We start from the raw sequence: 25416 nt of genomic DNA, 5'->3' as shown, positions 1-25416 counted from the left end.
CCTTTACGCATATCATGCGGTCCCGGCGACAACTCAAGAGGTGAAACGTTTTTTTAGCCTGCCATAAAAATGCTTTCAGTCCGGGGCATTTTCTCCCTGAATGGCGGCGCTTAAAAAAACCGTCCTCTGTCACTGTTTTTCAACATATTACATTCATTATAGTGAATTCCATCATCGTGTGCAAGCGGTTATCCGCGCAGATGGTAAAGCAGGACCGCCGCAGCGGCGGCCACATTCAAAGACTCGGCTTTGCCGTAAATGGGAACGTACAGGTTCCTGTCCGTCCGGCCGAGCAGATCGGGATCAACGCCTGCTCCTTCATTTCCGATCAGAAGGGCAAACGACTTCGACGGCGGTGCTTCCTTGAATGGCACGGCATTTTGCAGCGCGGTGCCGTAAACCGGAATCCGCTTTTCTTTAAGCTCTTCGATCAGCCCGGAAAGCTCCGCTTTTACGATCGGGATATGGAAATGCGAGCCTTGGGCTGACCTGAGCGTTTTGGCGTTGTACGGATCAACCGTCCCGTGTCCGACGACAACGGCATCGATTCCTGCGGCATCAGCGGTCCGAATGATCGTTCCCAAATTGCCGGGGTCCTGGACGGCATCTGCCAGAAGCAGCTTTTCGTATTGAATGGGCCCTTGTTCAGGGATGCGGCAGACAGCCGCGACTGCCTGCGGCGTTTCCGTTTCCGTTACTTGAGAAAAAGCGTCATCGCTCAGGATATAGCACGGAACAGACGCATCCAGTCCAGACGGGATGTCCGCTTCATCCTTGACCATGATTTCTTTTACAATACCGGGGCTTTTTAGCGCCTCCTCCACAAGATGTTCGCCTTCTATTAAAAATGTATTGGTTTTCATCCGTTCTTTTTTTGTATGAAGTTTTTTCCAATCCTTCACTTTTTGATTTTTGGCTGATTCAATTCGTTTCAAATCGTTTGACTCCTTTGTCTGGCAATAGTCACATTATATCTCATGAATGATACATAATAAACCCGGAAACGAGACAGAATATAGAAAATCAGATAAGGAAATGGAGTGAAAAAAGTGGATTTGAATCTGCGACACGCGGTTATCGCCAATGTAACAGGAAACACTCAGGAGGAGCTTGAACACACGATCGTCGATGCAATCCAAAGCGGAGAAGAAAAAATGCTGCCTGGACTGGGCGTTTTGTTTGAAGTGATTTGGCAGAACGCTTCAGAATCAGACAAAAATGAAATGCTTGAGACGTTGGAGCAAGGATTGAAACCGAAGCAATAAAACCGGAGGCTGCAAAAGCCCCCGGTTTATTTGTTCAGCCTGGAATCGACGGCTCCATTCTCAGCGCAGGATCACGCCAAAGCACCATCCACTTCTTAATGGCCGTCACCATAATCACCAGCCCCAGAATGAGCATGATGATCGACAAAATGCCGTTTAATACGCTGTAGCCTGCAGCTTCGGCATTAAAATACACGTGTCTGATCATCCAATATCCCGCATAATTGACCGTTGCATATAAATAAGCGAGCGGAATGAGGCATGTCAGCATATACCGCCTTTTGTCGGCGATTTTTAAGACAACGGTCGCCCCGATGATCAAGCCGACGGATGCCATCAGCTGATTCGAGACGCCAAAAAGCGCCCAAATGGAACTGATATCGCCCGAATACAAGAGGTAGCCCCACATTAAACAGGCGAGCGCGCTTGCGAAGACCGACCCCGGAAGCCAATCCGTTTTTTTGAGCGGTTTGTACACTTCGCCGAAAAAGTCTTGAATCAAGTAGCGGGCCACCCTCGTTCCGGCGTCGATCGCCGTTAAGATAAAGACCGCTTCAAACATGATGACAAATTGGAAGAAATATGAGGCCAAGTGGCTGAAAAACGGAATATCCGTAAAAATATAAGCCATGCCTACGGCAAGCGTCACGGCCCCGCCCGTCCTTCCCTCCAGATCAAGGCCGATTTCGCGGCTGAGCTCAGGCAAGTGGACGGTGTCCATGCCAAGCGTCCGAAATACTTCAGGGGCGCTGTTGATCGCAAAATAATCGCCCGGCTGCAAGGCCGTCGCCGCAATCAATGCCATAATCCCGACAAGGCACTCGACCAGCATGGCGCCGAAGCCGACGAATTTCATATCGCTCCATTTGTCGAGCATTTTCGGCGTCGTTCCTGAACCGACAAACGCGTGGAATCCGGAAATCGCCCCGCAGGCGATCGTGATCGAAATAAATGGCCAAACCGGGCCTGGCGAGACCGGGCCGCCGCCTTTCGTAAATTCGGTAAACGCCGGAAACGGAATCGCCGGATTCACGACAAAAACGCCCGCAATCAACGCGATAAACACGCCGATCTTCATAAAACTGCTCAAATAATCGCGCGGCGCAAGCAGCAGCCAGACAGGGAGCGCCGCCGCAAAAAACGCATAGACCGGAAGCGCGACCGCGAGCGTTTTCACATCAAGCGTCAGCGCTTCGCCGAGCGGCGTATTCGCGACAGACGGACCGATGAACACACCGGCCATGAGCAGAATGAACCCGCCGGTTGATGCGAGTTTTAAGTCGCCCGTTTTTTTATAAAATAAACCGACTCCCATCGCAATCGGAATCGTAATGGCCACGGCAAACGTCCCCCACGGATTGCGTTCAAGCGCATGGAGCACCACCATCGAAAGCCCTGCCATTGTGATCGTAATGATAAACAGCATTGCAAGCCCGGTGCAAAATCCGGCAACCGGTCCGAGCTCTTCTTTGGCGACTTCTGAAAGCGATTTTCCATTCCTCCGCATCGACGCAAATAAAACGACGATGTCATGAACGGCTCCCCCGATAACCGCTCCGATCAACAGCCATAATAAGCCCGGCAAATAGCCGAACTGCGCAGCCAAAATCGGTCCGACAAGCGGTCCCGCAGCCGCGATGGCCGCAAAATGATGGCCGAACGACACCCATTTATTTGTCGGCACGTAATCTTTGCCGTCTTTTTGAAGATGGGCAGGAGTCGGTTTGTCGTCATTCACCTTCAGCACTTTCGCCATCATAAATGTTCCGTACAAACGGTAGGCGATCGCCAATATGCAGATAGAAGCGATCACAATCGTAATTGCATTCATCCCAATCCCTCCCCCTTTGTTTCCCTTTTAACATAGCCTATCTTTTATGTAAGCGCAATCATCATTTTCAAAAAAAACCTTTCCTTACTTTTTGTTTCTGTATTTCAGCGGCTTTTAGATTCCGTTTCATATAGAATCATTTTTAGATTGACACTTTAGCACGATCGTACTAAAATGAAGCCATGAATACAAAAACACAAAAGCGAAGACTGCAAATTATTGAAGACGCCATTCAAGTGCTTGCGGAAGAAGGCTATGCAAATGCTTCTATCGGCAATATCGCAAAAAAGGGGGGAATTAGCAAAGGAGTTGTCACGTATCATTTTCCGAATAAAATGCAGCTAATGAAGGCTGTTGTGGAGCATTCCTACGGACTTGCAGCGCCTTATATGGAAAAGTTCATGGACGGTTTAGACAGTGCACCGGCTACACTCCGTGCCTATATTGAATCAAATCTCAGATTTATGTTTGAACACCCCAAATACGTTACCGCAATCATTGAAGTAGTTTCCAACCTACGAACAGAAAGCGGTGAGCTGTATTATAAGGATGAAGATGAATCAATATATGAACCGCTGATTGATATTTTTAAGTGGGGACAGGAAATGGAAGGGAGTTTCAGGGAGTTTTCCCCGCTCATTATGGCCAGAACCGTGCGAAGCGTAATCGATTCATTGGGACCAAAAATCGCAAATCATGATATATCAGACATGGAGAGCACGATCTCTGAAATTGTTGATACGTTCGATTATGCAACGAGAAAAACAACTAAATAGGGGGACTATCGTGAGAACTGGCGAATTGCAGAAATTAGACAAAAAAATTGTTGCCGCAAGGAAGCTTGAAGGTGTGATCACGTTATGCGTGTATACCTGCGTTATCCTTGTCTTGCTATACTGCACTTTAACATTCGGCTGGCCAAAATGGATATTGGCCGGAGCATCGTGTTTGGCTATTGCCTCTGTACCATTTGAACTTTATCTTTTGCCGAGGTGGAAGTATCGTTTGTGGAGATATCGGATCAGTGAATTAAGCATCCAAATCCATAAAGGGATCTTTTTTAAGCGGAAAGTATTAATTCCCATGGGGAAAGTCCAGCATGTCGAAGCATAACAAGGCCCTATTTTAAAAAAGTACAATTTATATACGATTACTTTATCGACAGCAGCCGGGAGCCATGAAATTCTGGGATTATCCGAAGGAACCGCCGAATCTCTCCGGCAAGATATTGAAGCTTATGCGAGGTTAAGCGATGAACAAGTCTGAAACATCGATAAAACATCGTCTCCATCCTGTTTCGATCCTTTATTTTGTCATGATAGCGATCAAGGAATCGTTATCCTTCATATGGCCGGTTCCGCTGCTCGCACTATTTATTCATAAACTGGGCAGCCACATCCCCGCTTTCATCATCATTATTGCTTTAAGTTCTTTGCTTATTATCGCGTTTTTCATAATGGGTGTATTGAGATGGCGGGCATTTTCCTACCAGATACACGAGAAAGCCATATATATTGAATCTGGTTTGTTTGTGACAAAGAAAAGATGGGTGCAGCCGGACCGCATTCAATCCGTCGATTCTACTGTCCGTGTATATGACCATTTATTCTCTACACGAACGTTAACGATTGAACTTGCCGGAGGTGATGAATCCAGCATCATTCTCAGCTGCATTTCAAAAGAAGAAGAACAGCGCATTCGAACGGTTTTAAAAGCAGAATCAAACAGCAGGCCGATCAATCATTCTGTAGAGTCAATGTTTCAACTATATAAAAATGATCTCATATTGCACAGCCTTCTCTCGCCTAAATTTGGGATTGTGCTTACGCTTTTATCACTGGGATTGCTAAAATATCGGGATATAACGAAAGACACTGACCGGGACACTTTGTTCACCTGCCTATCCGGCTGGTTCGGTTCCAACTGGATCATGATCACGGTGGTCATGCTGGTGGTTTTATCATTTGCACTTTCATTATTGCTGACATTTGCAACCGACTATCATTTCACATTAAGCAAGAATGCCAAAGGAGAACTTGAAATCGAACAAGGCCTGTTTGAGAAGAAAAAGCGAACGATTGACCCAAACCGGATACAGGCGATTCTCATCATTGAACCGCTGATTCACCGCCTCTTGGGATTCGTCTCAATTAAAGCTGTCGTTATACGTAACAGTCCAAATGAACAAAGCCAAAAAACGATTACGATTCTTCCCTTTGTTAAAAAAGAAAAAGCCCATTCCATGCTTGAACCGTTTACCGGTTACCGGAGGAACCGCAATTTGCGCATGCTGACAAAAGAAGCCAGACTTCATTATATGGTTCTGCCATTTACAGCAGGCTGCCTTCTATCAATACCGATATGGATGCTTCTTCCTCATCCCTTTCATTATCTGACTGCCATTCTGCCGCTTGCATTATTATGGGCAGGATGGATGGGGTATCGAAGGACTCGCTGGAATCAAAGCAGCCGATTTTTAACTTTGCAGTACGGAACTTTTGCCCGGCGAACGGCCATCATTAAACACGGCCGCATTCAGTGGGCAGCGTTGGGCCAAACAGTTATGCAAGAGAGGAAGAACTTGGCATCCATTAAGGTAGCCGTTGCTTCCGGAAAAGAAAACGTAAAGTTTTCGTTAAACCATATTCCGATAGAGAGTGCGACAGAAATTTATCAACATGCCATCAAAATACCAAAAAACCTAGTTGACTAATCAGAATAATAAGATTAAAATGATCACATGCTTCATCTGCTGCCTTTTCAAGGCATAATTGGCGGGAATCACCGGATGCCCGCCTTTTTTGTTTCAGCAAAGCGGAATGACATAAAAATGAATGAGGATCACAAGGCAAAATGATGCTGATCCTGCGATTCTATTGGCATGCTTGTTTTCAGCCGAAGCGGTGATATGATGAGCCAGCGTCCAAAACAACACGGTGCCGGTCAATATGACGGCTCCCGTTAAAAATGAGCTGTTAAAAGACTGTGTTCTCTCAATGATTTCCGATATAAACAAAAGCCAAAGGTATGCCAAAAACCCGTACATCAAACACCAATACGCAGCAGAAAAAAATTTCATATGTCTCCCCCCTGTTTTAAATTATTCTACCCACACATAAAAAACCGGCACAATGATCTGCACCCTGTCAAGTAGACAGTGGAAATAACTAAAACACACTAGACGGCTTTAGCCCTGTATTCCACTGGGCTGAGGCCGTTTAGTTTTTCTTGTAGACGATCGTGGTTGTAAAAGTGGATATATTCATCAATTGCGCTTTGAAGTGCCTCAAATGTCTCGTACGAATTCCGTCTGTATTTCTCGCATTTTAATTTCCCCCAAAACGACTCAATGGGGCCGTTATCAATACAGCGGCCGACGCGGGACATACTCTGTGTCATATTTGCGTTTTCAATCATCCTTCTAAACTGGTGGGACGTGTATTGAAAACCTCTGTCGCTGTGAAGGAGAGGACGTGCGTTTGGGGCTGCCTCAAGCGCTTGGTTCAAGGTTTTAAACACAAGGGCGTTATTATTGGATTTCCCCAGCACATAAGACACGACCATTCCCTCATGAAGATCTAAAATGGCACTGAGGTACGCTTTCCGATGGCCGTATTTTAGCTCTGTCACATCAGTCACCCATTTTTGATTTGGTTTGTCCGCTTTAAACTCTCGATTCAGGATATTTTCGGACACATGTTGAGGCGTCGCTTTGCCGTAACGTTTTTTCTTCCGCCGAATGACACACTCCAGCTTGGCAATTTTCATCAGCCGATAGATGCGCTTATGATTGAGGCGCTCTTTAAAGCGGCGGTTCATGTTTAAGGTCATTCTGCGGTATCCGTAGATACCGCCAATTTGTTCGTGAAGTAGCGCCATTTTGGCGATAATCTTTTCATTCTGTTTTTCTCTCGCTGAAGGTACTCGGCTCCTCCATTTGTAATACCCCTGGCGCGAAACTTCGGCAATCTCACATAACATTTGGACAGAAAAGCCTTCTTTTCGATTCAGCTCTAAAATGGCGAGATATCGATCTTCGTACCGAACCTGACTTAGAACCGCCTCCTTTTGATCTCTTCCAACTTTTTTAAGAACGCATTCTCTGCGCGCAAACGCTCATTTTCCTGTTCCAGCCGTTTGTTTTCCCGTTGAATTTTTTCTTCAGGTGTCAATTCTTCTTCGGTTTTGCGTTTCCCTCGGTTGTCTTTTAAGGCCTCTTCTCCGCCTTCTTGATACTTTTTCACCCATTGATACACCTGTTGGTAGGAGACTTGATGAATCTCCATTGATCTGGCGTAGTCCTTTCCATGAGCTAGACAATCCTTCGCAATCTCAATCCGTTCTTCCAATGAAACGTTCTTCCGTTTGGTCATCAAACGATTCCTTCCTCTCCCGCTGTCTTTTAACGTTTTATGACCATTATAAAGCTCAACCCACTTCATGAGTACGGATTTACTGGAAATCTTATATTTTCTCGAGATTTCTCTTTGAGAGTAGCGTCCGGATAAGAAGTCTTTCACGGCATTGTATTTTAATTCTGCGGGATAGAACTTATGGCGCTTTGAACGTTCCAAACTCTCCACACCCGCCATATCATGCGATGTTCTCCATTCACGAATCGTTTCGGCATGAATGCCATATTTTTCTGCGATCTCCTTCACCGAATTATTGCCCTGATCACATTCTGATAGAATATTCAATTTTTCTTCTTTTGAAAACCATTTTCCAGCCATGAAAAAACTCCCCCAAGGCAAACAGATTTTTTTATTTCATCTGTCTACCTTTAGGGGAGCATATCACAATGGTCGGTTTTTTTACATTGATTGTTTTTTCAGCCTGATCACATTCCAGGAAAGCTTAGGGAGACGCGCCGTCAGCCTGCCGTCGCACACTTTGGCGTCTCCGCCGCTGTGCGGAACGACGTTGTTTCGGTCTTTTTCGTTCGTCGCTTTGTTGTCTTCGTGTTCAAGCACGATGTGTTCGCAGACGGCATAGCCGTCAAAGCTTCTGATATCGGCTTCGAGTTGCAGGCCGCCGTTCGTATCGCGGTTGACGGCGAATACCGTTAATTCTTCGGCTTCTTCATTGAAAACGGCGACAGACTCTAAATACGGAACATCTGTAAAGTCTTTGCTGTCATACTTTGGCGATGAAACGGCCGTTTGCAATACCGTTCCCCGTCCGTAGACAGAAGCGTGCATGAACGGATAGAATGTCGTCTGCCGCCAGGCTTCTCCGCCTTTTTCAGTCATGATCGGCGCGATCACGTTGACAAGCTGTGCGAGACAGGCGATTTTGACGCGGTCGGCATGTTTCAAGAGCGTGATCAGCATACAGCCGACAAGAAGGGCATCCTCGAAGTTGTAAATGTCTTCAAGAAGGTGAGGCGCTCTTTCCCAGCGCTCGACCAGTTTGTCTTTTTCATTCGAATGATACCAGACGTTCCATTCATCGTAGGAAAGGTGGATCGTTTTTTTGCTGCGCTTTTTCGCTTTCATATAGTCGCAGACGGCAATCACCGTATTGATAAAGTGGTCCATATCAAGCGATCTCGCCAAATAGTTCGGAAGGTCGTTGTCGCGGTTTCCGTAATACGAATGAAGCGAGATATACTCGACGTGTTCATACGTATGGTCGAGCACGGTCGTTTCCCAGTCGATAAACGTCTGCATTCCGCTTCCTGAGCTTCCGCAGGCGACAAGCTCGATGGAAGGGTCGGTCCATTTCATGACCTTTGCGGCTTCAGCTGCGATCCTTCCGTACTCGGCGGCCGTTTTATGGCCGATCTGCCATGGACCGTCCATCTCATTGCCGAGGCACCACGTTTTGATCTTATGCGGCTCTTTATAGCCGTGCGATTTTCTGAGATCGCTGTAGTATGAATCTGACGGATGGTTGCAGTATTCAACGAGATTGCGGGCTGCGTCAATGCCTCTCGTGCCAAGGTTGACGGCCATATTCACTTCCGCGCCGACAAGCTTCGCCCAGTCCATGAATTCATTGGTGCCGATCAAATTCGGTTCAGTCGTCGCCCATGCCAGATCAAGCCTTGTCGGCCGCTCTCCGACAGGGCCGACTCCGTCCTCCCAGTTATATCCCGATACAAAGTTGCCGCCCGGATATCTGATAAACGGCACCTTCAGCTCTTTGACGAGTTTGATGACGTCTTTTCGAAAGCCCGATTCATCTGCCTCCGGGTGATCCGGTTCATAAATGCCTTCATAGACGGCTCTTCCGAGATGCTCGACGAACGAGCCGAAGATCCGCTTGTCAACCTCTGCAACCTTATATCCCTTGTCGATCGTCATTTTCGCTTGTTTTGCAGTCATTTTACAATCATTCCTTCCCAGAGAATATTTTATGATCAGCCTTTAATCCCGCCTGCTGTCAAACCTGACACAAAGTACTTTTGGAAGAACAAGAAAATCAGAATGACAGGCAGAATCGCCAGCACTGAACCTGAGATCAGCATGTCGTAGTTGTTGCCGTAAGGACTGAGCAACGCCGACAATCCGATCGGAAGCGTAAACATTTCCTTCGACCGCAGCACAATCAGCGGCCATAAAAAATTATTCCAGCTGTTTAATGACTGGAGGATGATCATCGCTCCGAAAGCCGGCTTCATGAGCGGGGCCATAATCCGGAAGTAAATGCCGAATTCGGTGCATCCGTCCATTCTCGCCGAGTCGAGCAAATCTTTCGGCAGGCCGAGCGCATACTGCCGGAAGAAAAAGACGGCGACGGGCGATACGATAAACGGAAGGATCACCCCGGCATACGTGTCGACGATATGCAGCGCGACCGTCATTTTAAATAAAGGCAGCATCAAAACTTCAATCGGCACCATCATGATCAAGAGCACAAATACAAACAGGAGATTTTTCCCCTTAAACTGATAAACGGCAAGCCCGTAACCGACCATCGATGAAAACAAAAGCGTTAAAACGGTCGATATGACGACAAGAATCAGGCTGTTCGAGAACCATTTAAAATAAATGCTTCCTCCGTTAAACAAATAGGCATAGTTGTCAAGGCTCAACAATTCGGGGCTCAACCTTAAATTAAGCCCGAACCTCAGCAATTCTGAAGACGGCTTCAGCGAGCCGAGCACAAGACAAAACAGCGGAAACACAAACAAAAAACTTAAGATCGCAAACAGGAAAAACGTCGCTGTTTTCGCAATGTTTGAGCCTCTGGCATGCATTAATAGCCCTCCTTTTTAAATGAGCCTGACAGCTTTAGCGATATGAGGCTTGCGATGAAAATAATCACGAGCAGCACAATGCCGAGCGCGGAACCGTATCCCATATTGTTGTAGGCAAGCCCCTGCTGATAAATGTATCCGACCATTGTCAGGCCGATATTGCCCGGGGAATTGTTTTGCCACAGCACATAGCTTTCTTCAAACATCCGAAAGCCGCCGATGATGCTGATCGTCAGCACGTAGACGGTGACGGGCTTTAAAAACGGAAGCGTAATATAGAAAAATTTCTTCAGTGTGCCGGCGCCGTCAATTTCGGCCGCTTCGTACAATTCTTTCGGAACATTTTGCAGGCCGGCCAAGAAATACAGCACATTAATGCCCATCCACCGCCATGATGCGAGCATGACCATTAAAAACATTCCCGTATGCTCATTGTTCAGCCAGTTTTGCGGCGCGGCTCCGAGCTTCAGCAAAATCGAGTTTGCAAGCGATGTTTCCATTTCGCCGAAAATCAGCCTGAAAATGATGCCCGCCACGATCGTGGATGTCAAGGCAGGGATAAAAAGGGCCGATTTAAACACATTTTTAAACTTTACAAGCTTTGAATCCAAAAAGACTGCAAGAATAAGAGGAACCGGTATTAAAATAAGCAATGTCCAAAAAGTGTATTTGATTGTATTGAATAATGCGGTATAAAAAGTGGGATTATTTAAAGCTTTATAGTTTTCCGCCCCGACGAAGCGGATCTCCCCCGGGAGAATGCTTTGAAAGCTCATGATGATGACGCTGATAAGCGGATAAAGGAAAAAGATGCAAAATGAGAGTACGAAAGGTGCTGTAAAAAAGTAAGGTGCGGCTTTTGCTGAATATAATAGGCGGGTTATCTTTCTTTTTCTGCTCACCGGCGGAAACGAATGCACTGTATCCGTTTTGACAGTCTTCAAGTTATCGCCTCGCTTTACAGTAATGAAAGACTATTGTCCCTTTACCTCGGCGGCTGCTTTGTCCAGGGCTTCCTTCGGTGTTTTGCTTTTCGTTTTAAGAGCTTCGTATAAAACGTTTTTGTTGACCAGATCGGATGTTTTTGCATAATCCTCTGTTAAATAAAGCGGATTGATCTCATCTTTCACCTCGAGAAGCATCGAAAAAATCCCGCTGCCGTTTTGGAAATATTCTGTATATTGATTCGGTTTCTTCAGTTCTTCCGAATCCCACACATCCCATCTGAGCGGGTCAAACCCGAGGACGGTCCATAGCTTGATGTTTCCTTCTTTTGACACTTTGGCAAACGATAAAAAGTCCTTGGCCAGTCCGGCTTCCTTCGCTTGTTTTGGAATAACGGTCGCTGTGCCGCCCATCCCTGCCGATCGGTCTCCGCCTTCTTTCCATGCCGGAAGCGGCCTGATCGCAATCTTCCCTTTTAAATCAGGCATATAATCCAAAAATCTTCCCATATACCAAATCGGCATCAAAACGGATGCTGCCCCGCCTTGATTCATGAAGCCGTAATATTCTTCGCTGTGGTGAAAGCCTCCAGGCGCTGTGACCGCAATTTTGTCCTTTTCGATCAAGGTTTTCAAAAATCCGAGCGTTTTGACATTTGTTTCATTATTTAAAGTCAGACGGCCCTTTTCATCAAAGTAGCCTGAGCCCTGCTGGGAAATCAGCGGCAAAAACGAATTCGGGTCTGCCGTTTCGATTGTCGTCATCGGCTTGCCTGTAGCCTCTGCGACCTTTTTGCCCGCTTTTCTGTAATCTTCCCATGTTTTAATATCATCCGGATCGACTCCCGCTTTGTGTAAAATATCCATATTATAGTACATCACCGTCGTTCCGACGTGGGTGTCAAGCCCGTACAGTCTGCCGTTTTTGCTGTACAGGGTAAGCCGCGCTTCCACAAACTTGTCGCGCTCATCTTCGACAAGGGAGGTCAGGTCTGTTAAAGGAATGTCAGAGCCTTTCAAAAAATTGGAGAAGCGGGCGAGCTCAACATCGGCAATATCCGGAACCCCTTTTCCCGCCAAAAGCGATATCGAAAGATTGTCGTGCATCTGTCCGTACGGATAAACGACGGTATTTAATTTGATCTTACGGTCCGGATATGCTTTATTCCATTCTTTCACCATTTCCGCATAAAACTGTTCATGAAGGCCGTTGAACGTCCAAAACGTCAGCTCTGTGGCATCGTCATCTTTGCCGGCGGCGGGACTCGCCCTGCACCCTGTCAAAAGCAAGCTAAAAGCCATGATGATCATAAGGAAAAATGAAAGGAACCTTTTCACGTTTTAACCCCTTTCATGTTTGACATGCTGCCTGATGTCAGGCAAAAGTCCGTATTGATTCATGATGGCAAGACCCGTGTACCGGTCCCTGAGGTTGTGGGCCCGGGCCATCGCCTCCATAAGCAAAGGCTCGTCAATATCGAGGTCTGTAAATGATACCGGCCCGCCGACTTTTCTCATCCATTCCGCCATCTCCTCTCCGCCGGGAAGCTTTTCATAGGCGGAACGAACCGTTTTTGCGACGTGTTCATCGCCGAAATCCCGGTCTTTAAGAGAACGGTAAACATCCGCAAGCATGATGGAAGCGCAGCCTACTTTTGCCCCGTGGAGAATCTGCCGCTTGCTGTTTTCGAGCGCTTTCATCTCAAGGTAATGGGAGAGGTGGTGCTCACCTCCGGAAGCAGGTCTTGAATGGTCGAGCATCAGCATGACAAGGCCTGAAACGATCAGCGATTCCATCAATTTTTCGATGCCCTCCCGCGATTTTGCCGCGATGTCATCGATCCTGGACAGACACTGATCAAGCGCTTTTCTCGTGATGGCGCAAGCGGTCGGACAGTATGGTTCATCAGCAAGCGAACGGGAGATCTCCCAGTCGGCGAGCGACGTTATTTTGCCGAGCATATCGCCGAATCCCGCGGCGATCATGTTTTGCGGCGCATTCCGCAAAAGCTCGATATCTGCAAATAGCGCAACAGGCGCCGTCGTTTGAATCGTCTGCTTTGTACCGTTTATAATGAGCGGAGCTCCGGCCGATGTAAAACCGTCAACCGACGGTGCAGTAGGCACCGAAATAAACGGAATGCCTCGCTGATAGGCGCAAAACCTGACGATATCATGGATCGTCCCCGCACCTGCGGCAATGAGCGCATCCGCATCGATCGGCGCATCGATCAATGCCTTGACCATCGTTTTCTCATCTGCTATGACATCCCCTGCCGCATTCGCCTCAAGCTTGACAAGGGATACCTCCGCCGTTTCCTGAAGGAGAGACGCCAGCCGTTCTCCCGCGATTCGGCCGGTCGTTTCATCACAAACGATAGCAATGTTTTGAAATGAAGCGGCTTTTATAAAGGCAGGCATTTCGTTTTCGACAGCATGTTCGCCAATCGCGATTTTTTCAACCGTAAGCGGGAAATGGACGGCTCCGCACCCGCAGTCGCCCAACGTCTTTTTCATATAAGAGATCAAGTCATTCATGATTATCCCTCACTCCTCCTATTGGCCGTAATACGCGTCAGCCCCGTGCTTCCGGAAAAAGTGCTTATCGAGCAAGACACCGCTGATCGGATGTAGCGACGGATTCAGCATGAGCGAATGATAGGCCATTTTTGCGACCTCTTCCAGGACAACGGCGTTGTGCACGGCCGTCAAGGCATCTTCCCCCCAGCAAAACGGACCGTGATTGTTGACGAGAACGCCTGGAATGTCGCGCGGATCAAGGTGCTGAAACGTCTCCCTGATGACTTTGCCGGTATTTAATTCGTATTGTTCCGCGATTTCATCAGCGCGCATTTCCCTCGTACAGGGAATATCGCCGTGATAGTAATCCGCGTGAGTCGTTCCCAATGAAGGGATGTCCCTGCCTGATTGCGCCCAGCTCGTCGCCCACGGGGAATGGGTGTGGACGATTCCGCCTATCGTTTGAAACTCTTTGTAAAGGTAAATGTGCGTCGGCGTATCCGAAGACGGCTTCAGCTTTCCCTCGACAATCTCTCCGTCCAGGTTCAGCACGACTAAATCTTCCGCTTTTAATTCGCTGTATTTCACGCCGCTCGGCTTGATGACGATCAAGTTTTTATCACGGTCGATCCCGCTGACATTTCCCCATGTAAACGTGACGAGCCGGTGCTCCACAAGCTGTAAATTCGCTTTTAACACTTGTTCCTTTAAAGCCTCCAGCACAAGGTTCTCCTCCTTTTGATTTTGCGATTTACCGGACGGCGGCGCTGACGGACTGGATGTTTTTCAGCTTTTTAAGGCGTTTCATGACGTTGTTTTGTTTTCCGAAGAATTCGTAAAGCTCCTTGTAGTCTGCGTAAAGCTGATCGTACAATGTCACGTTTTCCGGAATCGGCTTATACGTGTGATCTTTCACTTTTCCCATATGCATGACAGCCTCTTCGATCTGATCATATCCGCCGTTTTCGCTTCCGGCCGCAACCGCTCCGAATATCGCCGAACCTAATGCCGGGGCTTGCGGAGAACCGGAAATTTTAATTTCCATGTTTGTTACATCAGCATATATCTGCATGATAAACGGGTTTTTTTCGGCAATTCCCCCGGCGGCATACAGCTCTTCGATCGGCACGCCGCTCTGCCGGAACGTTTCGATGATCTTTCTCGTCCCGAATGCGGTTGCTTCAACCAACGCACGGAATATCTCCTCAGGCTTCGTTGATAAGGTCATCCCGAGCATCATCCCGGTCAAATCCGCATCGACGAGCGTCGAACGGTTTCCGTTCCACCAATCCAATGCAAGCAGACCGCTTTCGCCGACTCCCAATCTGTCCGCCTTTCGGGACAGCAGCTCGTAAATCGATATCCCCTCTGCTTCAGCTTCTTTCGCATAGCTTTCCGGCACGAAGTGCTCGATCAGCCAATGAAAATGATCGCCGACGCAGGATTGGCCCGCTTCATAGCCGACATAACCCGGCAGAATGCCGTTTTCCACGACTCCGCACATTCCCGGCACCATTCGGACGTCCTCGCCGAGCAGCATGTGGCAAGTGGATGTCCCCATGATCATCAGCATTTTCCCCGGCTCTGTAATGCCGACCGCCGGAACTGACACATGGGCATCGACATTGGCAACCGCGACCGCTGTACCCGGCAAAAGCCCCGTTTTAGCTGCCATTTCATCAGTTAAACCGCCGGCTTTCTCCCCTATCGGATAAATGTCTTCTGTCAATTTTTCCTGAACGACATGTTTCAGCTTCGGATGCAAAGCTGCGAAAAAATCTTCCGAAGGATAGCCGTCCGTACGATTCCAGATCGCCTTATAGCCCGCCGTACAATTGTTTCGTTTCATCTTTCCGCACAGCCTGTATACGATCCAGTCCGCAGCCTCCATGATCTCGGCGGCGGCATCGTATATATGCGGTGCTTCTTCTGCGATTTGCATCACTTTCGGCACGAGCCATTCGGAGGAAATTTTTCCGCCGTACGTTTTCAGAAACGCTTCGTTTCGTTTCTCTGCCAGTTGATTCAGCCTGTTTGCCTGCTCCTGTGCGGCGTGATGCTTCCAAAGCTTCACATAGCTGTGGGGCTCTTCCGCGTATTCCTCCCTCATGCAAAGCGGGGTTCTGTCCTTATCTACAGGCAGAATCGTACATGCCGTAAAATCGATGCCGATACCGATGATCTCTTTTGGATCGACTTTCGACTGCCGCAAAAGGCTCGGAATCGTCCCTTCCAGCACTTCGATGTAATCAGCCGGATGCTGAAGCGCCCAGTCCCTCGGGAGCTTTTTCTTTGTCCCCGGCAATTCGCGGTCAATCACGCCGTGCGTATATTCTTTTACTGCTGCCGCAATTTCCTCTCCCGTCTGGACGTTGACCAGGACGGCTCTTCCCGACAATGTTCCGAAATCAACTCCGATTGCAAATGCCATAAGCTTGCGCGCCTCCTTAAAACTTGTGAAGCCGGTATGCTGCTTCACTCCATTTGAGTTCGTTGCGAAGGTTTGCTATCTTTGTGTCACGGTTGATCAGCACCGCTTCAATGCCCGTCATGTCAGCCCAATCCAGCATTTGTTCTGCGGTAAGCCGATAGGAAAGGCACGTGTGATGGGCTCCCCCCGCCAATATCCACGCCTCTGCAGACGTTTTGAGGGACGGCTGCGGCTTCCAAAGGACGCGCGCCACCGGAAGGTTCGGCATCTCATGCGGGACCCTTTCAGCATCGACCTCATTGATGACAAGCCGGAAACGCCCGCCCATATCGACTAAAGAAACGTTGACAGAAGGACCCGCCATTCCGTCAAAGACCAAACGGGCCGGATCGTCCTTTCCGCCGATCGACAAAGGATGCACTTCGATTCGCGGCTTCGTTTCGGCAATCGACGGGCACACTTCAAGCATGTGCGACCCGAGAATCATTTCGTTGCCCGGTTCAAAATGGTATGTGTAATCTTCCATGAACGACGTTTCTTTTCCGTCTGCCATCACTTTCATCATCCTGACAAGCGCAGCCGTTTTCCAGTCTCCCTCTCCGCCGAAGCCGTAGCCTTCAGCCATCAGGCGCTGAACGGCCAACCCCGGAAGCTGCTTCATACCGTGCAAGTCTTCAAAGGTCGTCGTAAAGGCGGTATAGCCTCCGTCCGAAAGAAAGCGCTTTAAGCCAAGCTCAATGCGGGCCTGCTCTTTTACGGATTCACGGGCCGCACCGTCTTCGGGGCACTCGTAAAGCTCTTCATATTCGGCAATCAGTTCATTTACGCTTTCTTTCGATACCGCTTTGATCTCCCGGACGAGGTCACCGATCCCATATCCGTCGACAGACCAGCCGAGCTGAATTTGAGCTTCGATTTTGTCCCCTTCCGTGACCGCCACATTGCGCATGTTGTCACCAAAGCGGGCCACTTTGATTTGGCGGTTTTCAATTGAGGCCACAGCAGCGCTCATCCACCGGTCGATCTCCTTTTTTACTCCGGCGTCTTCCCAATGGCCGACGATGACTTTTCGATTCAGCCCCAATCTCGTTCCGATAAATCCGTATTCGCGGTCTCCGTGTGCAGACTGGTTGATATTCATAAAATCCATATCGATCGTTTCCCACGGAATGTCTCTGTTAAATTGAGTATGAAAGTGAAGCAGCGGCTTTTTCAGTTCCGCCAGTCCCGGAATCCACATTTTCGCCGGTGAAAACGTGTGCATCCAAGTGATGACGCCGGCGCATGCATCATCGCAATTCGCTTCTCTGATCAGTTTTCTGACCCCGTCAGGCGAGGTGGCAACCGCTTTATATTTGACGCTGTACCTCATTGAACCGTCGTTTAATCCCCTGCACATGATGTTTGCATGCTCTTCTACTTCTCTGACAGCTTCTTCTCCGTATAAATGCTGGCTCCCCGCAACAAACCAAAATTCGTACGCTTTTGATTGAATCAAGATTTTCCCTCCTTTGTTCCGGCATACATTATGAAACTACCAAAATGAAGCGCTTACAAAAATCTCTTAATACGTACGGACATCTAAAAACATGCTATATATTTGTACGAACGAGTTCATTATATTCTTTACACCACATACTGTCAATTACATTTCAGGCATTTTTTTGAACAAAAAAAGAAAAAAAGCCAAGCAAAACATCTGCTTAGCTTGCTGCAATCGCTAATACGACGGCCAGCCCGCGGAATCCCAGTACAAATCATTGATCAGCAATTTGGAGACTCCGTTGTCAAGCGCGTCATAGCTGTGTCTGATGTCAAGCGCGTCATAGCTGTGTCTGACAATGATGGAATTGTCGACTACATCCTGATGCCCCGGCCCTTTCCAGCGGTCATTTCCGGCGTCTAATATCGTTCCTCCTCCCTCGAGCATATTCTTGCCGTTTTTATCATAGTAAGGACCTGTGATATTTTTTGAACGGCCGTAGGCGATTTTGTACGTGCTGTTCACCCCGAGGCAGCATCTGTCAAATGAAACGAACAAATAATAGTAGCCGTCTTTATACGTAATATTCGGCGCTTCAACAGCCCCGCCGTTATTCGGCCTTGCGGCGATGGAATAAAGCGTTCCCGTCGGCTTCATCGTTTTTTTATCGAGCTTTGTCAGCTTGATGCCGCTCCAAAAAGAGCCGAAAGAAAGCCACGGGTTTCCGTCTTTGTCAATCACTAAATCTCCGTCGATCGCATTATAATTGTCAGCTGAAGTCGTCCTGACCACAAGCCCGTCATCGCGCCATTTCCCTGAAGCGAGACTGTCTGTCGAAGCGAGCCCGATCGCCGAAGTATTTGATCCGAACGAAGAGATTGAATAATAAAGCCAGTACCGCCCGTTATAATAACTGATATCCGGCGCCCACTGATTCTTTTCATGATTTGGTACGTACGTTTTCCACCATGCCAACGGCGCTGGAAAAATACTCGGCGCCGCACTCCACGTGATTCCGTCATTCGATTTGATGACGCGCAGTCCATTTCCAATCCCCGTTCCAAAGGTATACCACGTATTTCCTTCTTTGATCATGGAAGGGTCATGAATGACGTTGTCTCCCTTCGTATCCCAAAATGCAGCTGAAGCCGATTCAGACGCTAGCACCAGACCGATGATCAATGCCCCCGCGGTACAAATTCTCCGCAATTTGCGCTTCACAAAACCACTCTCCCATCCGATGTATTGTAACCTCTTTCAGAAGTCATTCCGGAATATATGTAAGCGCTTTCTATGATATTCCAAAAAAAATAAGCTGACAGCATGTTAGCAGCTGTCAGCTTATTTCATCAATCAAACGTAATCTGCTCGACCGTTTCGTTATCCAATCGCTTGATAACTTCGGTAATTAATTTGACGGCATTTTCATAATCATCGCGATGAAGCATCGCCGCATGCGTATGGATGTAGCGGGTTGCGATCGTAATCGAAAGAGCCGGCACCCCGTTTGCGGTCAGGTGGATCGAGCCTGAATCGGTTCCTCCTCCTGAAAGGGCATCATATTGGTATGGAATCCCGGCTTCATCTGCAACTTTTGTGACGAAATCGCGGAGCCCTTTATGGGAAACCATTGAAGCATCATACAGAATGATTTGCGGGCCTTTCCCCATCTTGCTCGTCGATTCTTTTTCAGAAATTCCCGGCGTATCTCCGGCAATTCCGACGTCGACCCCGAATGCAATGTCAGGCTTGATCGTATGTGCGGCGGTTTTGGCGCCGCGCAATCCGACTTCTTCCTGAACCGTCCCGACGCCGTACACAACATTTGGATGGTCAGAGCCTTTTAAGTTTTTCAAAACGTCTATCGCAATGGCGCAGCCGATACGGTTGTCCCACGCTTTTGCAAGCAGCATTTTTTCATTGTTCATGACTGTGAATTCAAAGTACGGGACAACCTGATCTCCGGGAAGAACGCCCCATTCCATCGCTTCCTCCCTGTTTGAAGCCCCGATGTCAATGAACATGTCTTTGATCTCAACCGGTTTTTTGCGCGCTTCAGGCGACAGGACATGAGGGGGTTTGGAACCGATCACGCCTGTGATGTCCCCTTTTTTGGTTACGACCGTTACACGCTGCGCCAGCATGACCTGTGACCACCAGCCCCCGACCGTTTGAAAGCGAAGATAGCCCCTGTCATCAATGCGCGTCACCATAAAACCGACTTCATCAAGGTGGCCGGCAATCATGATCTTCGGCCCGTCTGTCTGTCCGGTCTTTTTGGCGATCAAACTGCCGAGTCTGTCTGTCGTAACCTCGTCGGCATACGGCTCTATGTATGATTTCATGACTTGTCTGGGTTCTTTTTCATTCGCTGGAATTCCTTTTGCATCTGTTAGTTCTTTCAGCATCGTAAGCGTTTCATCTAGCTTTGCCATTTCTCTTACAGCCTCCTTTAATTAACCCTCAATTACTATTATACAAAAACAATCCTATTCAATACGATCAAGCCGCTTTTTTGGATAAAAAAATGAAACCTTCCGCTGTGCCGTTCGTATATATTCAGATATACCTGAATTTCTTTTACGGGAGGTTCATTTAAAAATGGCTGTTATCATTCTGAGAATCGTTTTGCTTGCGCTGTTGCTCTATGTCGTATTCAAAGTTGTTCAGTTTTTCGGTGATCCGAAACGCAGACTGAAATCGGCGCAGGCAAAAAAAGGTTTTTATTTTTTGGACGAACAAAAAAACACGCGCAAAAATTTCAAGCTAACGTTCAAAGGCGTACTGTTCGAAGGGGAAAAACACATTCCTTCCAAAGACCACCCTCTGTTTATCCATACGATCTTCGTGTGGACAGATGCTTCAGAAGAAAAGCTCAGGACTTTCACAAATGAGGATTTCAGCGAATTGGAAAACAAAATCAAAACCCGCTACCCCGATTGCAAAATCGATTGGGATTCATCGATTAAAAAATGGAAACATAAAAAAGCAGAAGAGCATTAGCGCCTCTTCTGCTTTTTCAGTTCATGAAATAAAAGCCCGCCAATGCGGCTTGAATCACGAAGAGGAAGGGGATTCCGAGCCGAAAGGACAAGTGCTTCGTTTTATGTCTGAAAAGGATCATGCCGAGCCAGACACCCGCGGAACCGAATGCAGCCGCAGTAAGCCAGATGCGGCGTTCAGGCACCCTCCATTTGTGTTGGACGGCTCTTCGTTTGTCTGCTCTCATCATGAAAAAGCCGTATCCGTTAATGATCATAAAGAATATCAGCATCAGATGCATTCGGTGTTTCTCCCCTTGCCCTTAAATAAAAAGGGCCGCGTTTAAGCGGCCGTTTTCATTATTTGTTTAATTGAGCTTTAGCAGCGTCAGCAAGCTGATTGAATGCAGAAAGATCGTTTACAGCAAGATCAGCAAGCATTTTGCGGTTTACTTCGATGCCGGAAAGTTTCAGACCGTGCATTAAACGGCTGTAAGAAAGGCCGTTCATACGAGCTGCGGCATTGATACGAGTGATCCACAGTTTGCGGAAGTCGCGTTTTTTCTGACGACGGTCACGGAAAGCGTAGTTTCCGGATTTCATCACTTGCTGGTTAGCTACTTTATATAATGTATGTTTTGAACCAAAATAACCTTTTGCTAATTTAAGAACCTTTTTACGACGTTTGCGTGTAACAGTTCCGCCTTTTACTCTTGGCATTAGATTTCCCTCCTAATTATCCCTTTTCCGAATTACTTAATGTTAGCAAGCTGCTGCTTGATGCGTTTGAAATCGCCTGCGCTGACGATCGCGCCTTTGCGAAGCTTGCGTTTTTGTTTTTGAGATTTATTTGCGAACAAGTGGCTTGTATATGCATGAGAACGTTTCAGTTTCCCGGAACCTGTCTTTTTAAAACGTTTCGCAGATCCGCGGTGAGTTTTCATTTTTGGCATGGATGTTTCCTCCTTAATTACTTTTCATTTTTAGGTGCAAGCACCAGGAACATGCTGCGGCCGTCCATTTTCGGCTTCGTTTCAACGGTCGCAACTTCCGCGCATGCTTCCGAAAAACGGTCAAGCACGCGCTGTCCGATTTCTTTATGCGTGATCGCGCGGCCTTTAAAGCGGATGGATGCTTTCACTTTGTCCCCTTTTTGCAGGAACTTGATGGCGTTGCGAAGCTTTGTATTAAAGTCGTGCTCTTCAATACCAGGGCTCAGCCGCACTTCTTTTAAGTTAATGATTTTTTGATTTTTGCGTGCTTCTTTTTCCTTTTTCTGCTGCTCGAATCTGTACTTTCCGTAGTCCATAATCCGGCAGACAGGCGGTTTTGCATTTGCTGCAACTAACACAAGGTCAAGATTTGCGCGACCGGCAATTTCAAGTGCTTCCTGGCGGGATTTGATCCCAAGCTGGTCGCCATTTTGTCCGATCAAACGAACCTCACGCGCACGGATACCCTCATTAACCAATTGATCTTTGCTAATAATGAGCCACCTCCATAGAATCTTTGAATTGATTTCACAACTCATTTTGACCGCTTCATTGCATTTTCACAGGCAAACAAAAAGTGCGGGCATAAAAACACCCACACTGCGAACATCTGCATGAAAAAATAAGAATGTACGTTTAACCTGCCAACTACAAGAATGTGTCAATCAGGTGAGAAGCGGGTGCTTCTGCTTGTTGATATATATTCAATTCATTATCCATCTTACATAAATAAATCTTTCAAGTCAAGATATAAAATTTATTGCAACATTCGTTATTATAACAGGTCGTATTTAAAATCGCAACGCTGATTTTATTTTTCTTTTTTCGAGCCTCTTATCCGCCGACGATCTGAATGAACACCGGAATGACGAACACGGTCACAACGCCGACGACAACGACTGCAATGCTTGCCATGGCGGCTTCGACTTCCCCCATTTCGATCCCGACAGCCACGCCGAGGGCATGTCCTGACGTACCAAGCGCCAAGCCTTTTGCGATCGGATTCTTTACGCGAAAGAGTTTTAAGAAGAGCGCCCCAAGCGCATAGACGATGACAGCGTTAAAAATAACCGCAAATGCCGTAATGTCCGTGATGCCGCCGATGCCTTTTGATAACGGCAGAGCGATCGCCGTTGTGGCAGCCTGCGGCAGCATGCTCTTCATGACGGCGTCGTCAAGGTGGATTCCTTTTGCAATGAGATAAACGACGGCGACCGAACAGACGGAGCCGGCAACGATGGCCGAGAGAATCTGCCACCAATACTTCTTCAATGTAGCCGCCTGATTGTATAAAGGAATCGCAAACGCGATCGTTGCGGGCTCTAAAAAGAACTTAATGATATCTCCCCCGCTTTTGTAATCCTCATACGAAAAACCACCGATTTTAAGGAATGCGATGCCGAGCACCATGGCGACGAACAAAGGCGTAAACAAGAAAAATCCGTTTGTTTTTTTAAAAAGATAAGTGCCGATCCCGAAAGCGGCAAGCGATACGACGATGCCGAAATACGGTGACATACCTGAAAACCCCCTTTAAGAAGCTGTTTTTTTGGCTGTTTCTGTTTCAAGCGTCCCGGCTTCCCGCTTTTTGCCGCCGGCGGACAGAATTATCTGAGAAAACAGTCCGGTTGCGCCAAGCAAAATGAAGGTAGCCAGAAGAATAACGAACACGATCAACAATCCGTATTTTTCCATGACACCGAGCGAATTCATGACGGAAATCCCCGAAGGAACGAATAAAAATCCGATGAGAGAGGTTAATGCCGCGCCGAGCGATTCGACCTGCTCAAGCTTGACTACCTTCATGCATAACAGCGTGAATAAAAGAACCAGCCCAATGACTGATGCCGGAATCGGAATGGGCAGCAAACCGGCGATTCCGTTTGAAACAAGCATAATGACAGCGAAAATAAATGCCTGTGTTAAAAAGCCGTATACCTTTTTCGCACTCATGTCGATCACCTCTTTGGCCTTTGTTGGCATCATTATATAAAACAAAGCCCGGAGAAAAAGCGCTTTCATTAAAACTCGCCGGATATCGAAGATCAGTTGCAGAAATCGGGCGGTGAAATACAGATCTCCCCCGGTATGGGCGCTTGCCGATTTTCACAATATATCCATTCCAATTTGTGCTAATTGGCAAGCATCCATCGTATAGTTAGTAACGTGAAAAAAGAAAGGGGGCCTAAAGAAAAATATGCATACCGGAAAACAGACCGGCATGCCCGGACGGCGCTTAGAACTTGCATCCTTGATCAACCGGGGATTGGAACCTGAAGACGATTCCCTCGCCGCAGAATCACCGGTGTTTACGGACGACCCATTTAAGCTGGGAGTAGCCTCGGGCGAACCGCTCCCGGACGGATTTGTATTATGGACGAGACTTGCACCGGACCCGCTTGCTGAAGACGGTTTGGGCGGAATGCCGGACAGGAGTGTGCCGGTCAGGTGGGAGATCGCCGAAGATGAGCATTTCCGCAAAATCGTCAGGCGCGGAACGGCATCAGCCCTCCCGGAGCTTGCCCACTCGGTCCATGTCGAAGTGAACGGACTGAAGCCGACAAGATATTATTGGTACAGATTCAAAGCGGGTGATGAGATCAGCCGAGTCGGCCGCACGAAAACCGCGCCTCCCCTGTATGCCGATCTTGCCGGGATGTCATTTTCCCTTGCATCGTGCCAGGCCTGGTACCACGGCTATTTCACCGCTTATCGCCACATGGCCGCGGACCATCCCGACGTCGTGTTTTTCCTTGGCGACTATATTTACGAATATCCCATTAATGAAAACAATCTTTACCGGGATGTCAAGCTGTCCGATGTGCACAATGCAAAGACTGTCACCCTCAGCCAATATCGTCTGCGGTACTCCCTTTTCAAGACCGATCCTGACCTCCAGGCGATCCACGCATTAGCGCCTTGGATCGTGACCATGGATGACCATGAAGTGGAAAACAATTATGCCGGCGTGTATTCGCAATATAACCCTTCTGTCGAAGAGTTTCTCAAGCAGCGCGCAGCCGCCTATCAAGCTTTTTATGAAAACATTCCGGTCAGAAGCGCCTCGATTCCAAAGGGGCCGGATATGCTCATGTACCGGCGTTTCCGCTATGGAAACCTGGCTGAATTCAACGTCCTTGACACCCGGCAGTACCGCAGCAAATATCCGGCAAACGAGCGGGAACGGCTCGATCCGTCCCGGTCCATACTCGGAAAAGCCCAGGAGCAGTGGCTGTTCCGCGGGCTGAGCAGGTCGAATGCAATTTGGAATATGCTCACGCAGCAGGTCGTTTTGGCGCAAATCGACCGCGACACCGGACCGGGAACGGCGTACAGCGTCGATCAGTGGGACGGCTATCCCGCTACGCGCGACAGGCTTTTCTCCGCATATCAAACATGCGGCATCCAAAATCCCGTCGTTCTGACGGGGGACATCCATCGACACGCCGCTGCGGATCTGAAAGCAGATTTCAATGATCCTCAGTCAAAAACGATCGGCACAGAGCTGATTACCACATCCATCTCCTCAGACGGCGATGGGTCAGAAACCGATTCGCTGGCACCGATCTGGCTGGGAAATCCCCATGTCAAGCTGTACAATGCACAGCGCGGCTACGTCCGCTGTACGATGACTCCCAAACAGCTCAAAGCCGACTTTCAGGTTCTTCCTTACATTACCCGCCCGGGAGCTCCTGTCTCGACATATGCGGGCTTTGTCATTGAAGCGGGCCGTCCGGGACTGCAAAGGATTCATTAAAAACTGCT

26 protein-coding genes and 1 other annotated feature are annotated in these 25416 nt (G+C 48.0%); of the genes, 6 read left to right on the top strand and 20 right to left on the bottom strand.

The genetic code is table 11. The annotated features are described in order from the left end of the window. Positions 1-188 precede the first annotated feature (188 nt). Positions 189-935, bottom strand: a complete 747-nt coding sequence (locus MHB78_RS07675) for an RNA methyltransferase (RefSeq protein WP_046131923.1) — start codon at positions 933-935, stop codon at positions 189-191. A 114-nt stretch (positions 936-1049) separates the two neighbouring features. On the opposite strand from MHB78_RS07675, the gene sspI reads away from it, so the two are divergent. Continuing rightward, entirely contained in the window at positions 1050-1265 is a 216-nt protein-coding gene (gene sspI, locus MHB78_RS07670) for a small acid-soluble spore protein SspI (protein ID WP_046131922.1), read from the top strand. A gap of 34 nt (positions 1266-1299) precedes the next feature. On the opposite strand, the gene cstA is transcribed toward sspI, so the two are convergent. Beyond that, on the bottom strand, positions 1300-3096 hold the full coding sequence (gene cstA / locus MHB78_RS07665; RefSeq protein WP_046131921.1) for a carbon starvation protein CstA: 1797 nt from the start codon (positions 3094-3096) through the stop codon (positions 1300-1302). 182 nt (positions 3097-3278) lie between these two features. On the opposite strand from cstA, the gene MHB78_RS07660 reads away from it, so the two are divergent. From MHB78_RS07660 to MHB78_RS07650, 3 genes are all read left to right on the top strand, one after another. Then, a complete protein-coding gene (locus tag MHB78_RS07660; RefSeq protein WP_046131920.1) occupies positions 3279-3872 on the top strand; it encodes a TetR/AcrR family transcriptional regulator in 594 nt (197 codons plus the stop codon). A 10-nt stretch (positions 3873-3882) separates the two neighbouring features. Next, positions 3883-4209: a PH domain-containing protein gene (locus tag MHB78_RS07655; protein WP_231947376.1), complete on the top strand. Its 327-nt coding sequence runs from the start codon at positions 3883-3885 to the stop codon at positions 4207-4209. 139 nt (positions 4210-4348) lie between these two features. Beyond that, positions 4349-5809 carry a PH domain-containing protein gene (locus tag MHB78_RS07650; protein WP_046131919.1) on the top strand — a complete coding sequence of 487 codons (1461 nt, stop codon included), beginning with the start codon at positions 4349-4351 and terminating at the stop codon, positions 5807-5809. A gap of 93 nt (positions 5810-5902) precedes the next feature. Here the strand turns inward: MHB78_RS07650 and MHB78_RS07645 are convergent, their stop codons facing one another. From MHB78_RS07645 to MHB78_RS07590, 12 genes are all read right to left on the bottom strand, one after another. Next, positions 5903-6175 (bottom strand): hypothetical protein, encoded by a 273-nt coding sequence (locus MHB78_RS07645; RefSeq protein ID WP_046131918.1) that lies wholly within the window; start codon positions 6173-6175, stop codon positions 5903-5905. A 98-nt stretch (positions 6176-6273) separates the two neighbouring features. Next, positions 6274-7829 (bottom strand): IS3 family transposase gene (locus MHB78_RS07640; protein WP_231947364.1). Its coding sequence is split into 2 segments (ribosomal slippage): positions 6274-7172 and positions 7172-7829, totalling 1557 coding nucleotides; the frame shifts between segments, so codons are not numbered across the junction. A gap of 81 nt (positions 7830-7910) precedes the next feature. Then, positions 7911-9425, bottom strand: coding sequence for an alpha-N-arabinofuranosidase (locus tag MHB78_RS07635; RefSeq protein ID WP_046132170.1), 1515 nt, complete (start codon positions 9423-9425; stop codon positions 7911-7913). 35 nt (positions 9426-9460) lie between these two features. Then, positions 9461-10300: a carbohydrate ABC transporter permease gene (locus MHB78_RS07630; protein ID WP_046132169.1), complete on the bottom strand. Its 840-nt coding sequence runs from the start codon at positions 10298-10300 to the stop codon at positions 9461-9463. Then, a complete protein-coding gene (locus tag MHB78_RS07625) occupies positions 10300-11244 on the bottom strand; it encodes a sugar ABC transporter permease (protein WP_046132168.1) in 945 nt (314 codons plus the stop codon). Before MHB78_RS07625 ends, MHB78_RS07630 begins: the two co-directional genes overlap by 1 nt. A 30-nt stretch (positions 11245-11274) precedes the next feature. Next, positions 11275-12555, bottom strand: a complete 1281-nt coding sequence (locus tag MHB78_RS07620) for an ABC transporter substrate-binding protein (protein ID WP_099047117.1) — start codon at positions 12553-12555, stop codon at positions 11275-11277. A 30-nt stretch (positions 12556-12585) separates the two neighbouring features. After that, positions 12586-13761, bottom strand: coding sequence for a sn-glycerol-1-phosphate dehydrogenase (locus MHB78_RS07615; RefSeq protein WP_231947505.1), 1176 nt, complete (start codon positions 13759-13761; stop codon positions 12586-12588). 39 nt (positions 13762-13800) lie between these two features. Then, a complete protein-coding gene (araD, locus tag MHB78_RS07610) occupies positions 13801-14487 on the bottom strand; it encodes an L-ribulose-5-phosphate 4-epimerase (RefSeq protein WP_046132165.1) in 687 nt (228 codons plus the stop codon). Between the two features lie 28 nt (positions 14488-14515). After that, positions 14516-16195 carry a ribulokinase gene (araB, locus tag MHB78_RS07605; protein ID WP_046132164.1) on the bottom strand — a complete coding sequence of 560 codons (1680 nt, stop codon included), beginning with the start codon at positions 16193-16195 and terminating at the stop codon, positions 14516-14518. A 16-nt stretch (positions 16196-16211) separates the two neighbouring features. Continuing rightward, positions 16212-17693 (bottom strand): L-arabinose isomerase, encoded by a 1482-nt coding sequence (gene araA / locus MHB78_RS07600; RefSeq protein ID WP_046132163.1) that lies wholly within the window; start codon positions 17691-17693, stop codon positions 16212-16214. 222 nt (positions 17694-17915) lie between these two features. Next, positions 17916-18899 carry a glycoside hydrolase family 43 protein gene (locus tag MHB78_RS07595; RefSeq protein WP_046132162.1) on the bottom strand — a complete coding sequence of 328 codons (984 nt, stop codon included), beginning with the start codon at positions 18897-18899 and terminating at the stop codon, positions 17916-17918. Positions 18900-19027: 128 nt separating this feature from the next. After that, positions 19028-20113, bottom strand: coding sequence for a M42 family metallopeptidase (locus tag MHB78_RS07590; RefSeq protein WP_046132161.1), 1086 nt, complete (start codon positions 20111-20113; stop codon positions 19028-19030). Positions 20114-20279: 166 nt separating this feature from the next. Between MHB78_RS07590 and MHB78_RS07585 the strand changes: the two genes are divergently transcribed. Further along, the gene (locus tag MHB78_RS07585) at positions 20280-20681 is read left to right on the top strand and encodes a hypothetical protein (RefSeq protein WP_046132160.1); all 402 of its coding nucleotides are present in this window, start codon (positions 20280-20282) and stop codon (positions 20679-20681) included. A 16-nt stretch (positions 20682-20697) separates the two neighbouring features. Here MHB78_RS07585 and MHB78_RS07580 read toward each other — a convergent pair whose 3' ends face one another. From MHB78_RS07580 to lrgA, 6 genes are all read right to left on the bottom strand, one after another. Then, complete coding sequence (locus MHB78_RS07580) at positions 20698-20961, bottom strand: DUF1294 domain-containing protein (RefSeq protein ID WP_046132159.1); 264 nt, start codon at positions 20959-20961, stop codon at positions 20698-20700. A gap of 58 nt (positions 20962-21019) precedes the next feature. Beyond that, positions 21020-21379 carry a 50S ribosomal protein L20 gene (gene rplT / locus MHB78_RS07575; RefSeq protein WP_006637946.1) on the bottom strand — a complete coding sequence of 120 codons (360 nt, stop codon included), beginning with the start codon at positions 21377-21379 and terminating at the stop codon, positions 21020-21022. Between the two features lie 32 nt (positions 21380-21411). Next, positions 21412-21612 (bottom strand): 50S ribosomal protein L35, encoded by a 201-nt coding sequence (gene rpmI, locus MHB78_RS07570; RefSeq protein ID WP_003152493.1) that lies wholly within the window; start codon positions 21610-21612, stop codon positions 21412-21414. 17 nt (positions 21613-21629) lie between these two features. Further along, positions 21630-22148 carry a translation initiation factor IF-3 gene (infC, locus tag MHB78_RS07565; RefSeq protein ID WP_087962510.1) on the bottom strand — a complete coding sequence of 173 codons (519 nt, stop codon included), beginning with the start codon at positions 22146-22148 and terminating at the stop codon, positions 21630-21632. Positions 22149-22216: 68 nt separating this feature from the next. After that, positions 22217-22349 (bottom strand) — a sequence feature (ribosomal protein L20 leader region). A 136-nt stretch (positions 22350-22485) separates the two neighbouring features. Next, the gene (gene lrgB, locus MHB78_RS07560; RefSeq protein WP_046132158.1) at positions 22486-23169 is read right to left on the bottom strand and encodes an antiholin-like protein LrgB; all 684 of its coding nucleotides are present in this window, start codon (positions 23167-23169) and stop codon (positions 22486-22488) included. A 15-nt stretch (positions 23170-23184) separates the two neighbouring features. Further along, entirely contained in the window at positions 23185-23604 is a 420-nt protein-coding gene (lrgA, locus tag MHB78_RS07555) for an antiholin-like murein hydrolase modulator LrgA (RefSeq protein WP_046132171.1), read from the bottom strand. Positions 23605-23848: 244 nt separating this feature from the next. Here lrgA and MHB78_RS07550 point away from each other — a divergent pair, with 244 nt between their 5' ends. After that, positions 23849-25408: an alkaline phosphatase D family protein gene (locus MHB78_RS07550; protein ID WP_046132157.1), complete on the top strand. Its 1560-nt coding sequence runs from the start codon at positions 23849-23851 to the stop codon at positions 25406-25408. The last annotated feature ends 8 nt before the right edge of the window (positions 25409-25416 follow it).

Origin of the sequence: Bacillus sp. FSL K6-0138 (assembly GCF_037982765.1) — a bacterium.
In the GTDB taxonomy this organism is placed as follows: domain Bacteria; phylum Bacillota; class Bacilli; order Bacillales; family Bacillaceae; genus Bacillus; species Bacillus glycinifermentans.
This window is presented reverse-complemented; position numbering and strand designations above follow the sequence as displayed.